Here is a 702-nt window from a genome sequence, read left to right as displayed (position 1 = left end):
CGTCGACCGCGTCGGCCGGCACACCGTCACCTACCGCGCCACCGCCCGGGCCGGCGCCCGACGGCGACCCGGAAGGGGAGTACGGGCCCGTGGTCTCCGCGTTCGTGGAGCGGTTCGCCGCCGACCTCGTCGAAGCGGGCATGCAGCGCATGGTGTCCCGGGTCTACGCCTGCCTGCTCGCCTCGGAGGAGGGCGCGCTCAGCTCCGCCGAGCTGAGCCGGCGGCTGCGGGTCAGCCCCGCCGCGGTGTCCGGCGCGGTGCGCTACCTGGCGCAGGTCCACATGGTCACCAGGGAGCGGCTGCCCGGCTCACGCCGCGAGCGCTACCGGGTGCACGCCGACATCTGGTACGAGGCGATCGCCAACCGCGACGCGGTGATCAGCCGCTGGATGACGACGTTCAGGCTCGGCGTCGAAGCACTCGGCCCGCAGACCGCCGCCGGCCGCCGGATCGCCGAGACCGCCGAGTTCTTCGCCTTCCTCCAGGAGGAGCTGGCCGGGATCATGGTCCGCTGGCGGCAGCGCCACCCGGACGGCGACCCGACCACCGGGAACGGGGGCCCAGCCGCCGGGAACAGTGACCCGGCCGCCGGAAGCGGGGGCTCAGCCGCCGGGAACGGTGAGCCGCAGCGCTGACGGCGCGACGGTCCACGTGCGGGTCCGGACGTCGGGGCCGGACACCGTCACCGCGCGGGCCCGGGCG

At 75.9% G+C, this 702-nt stretch carries 1 protein-coding gene; it reads left to right on the top strand.

Features of this window, described 5'->3' with window-relative positions; all coding sequences use genetic code 11:
- Positions 1-89 precede the first annotated feature (89 nt).
- Positions 90-635 carry a GbsR/MarR family transcriptional regulator gene (locus ACYVE9_RS29575; protein ID WP_461030946.1) on the top strand — a complete coding sequence of 182 codons (546 nt, stop codon included), beginning with the start codon at positions 90-92 and terminating at the stop codon, positions 633-635.
- Positions 636-702 lie beyond the last annotated feature (67 nt).

The sequence above is a fragment of the Streptomyces sparsus genome, from assembly GCF_054776295.1.
The sequence above is the reverse complement of the archived record's forward strand: the minus strand, read 5'-3'. Positions and strand labels throughout refer to the sequence as shown.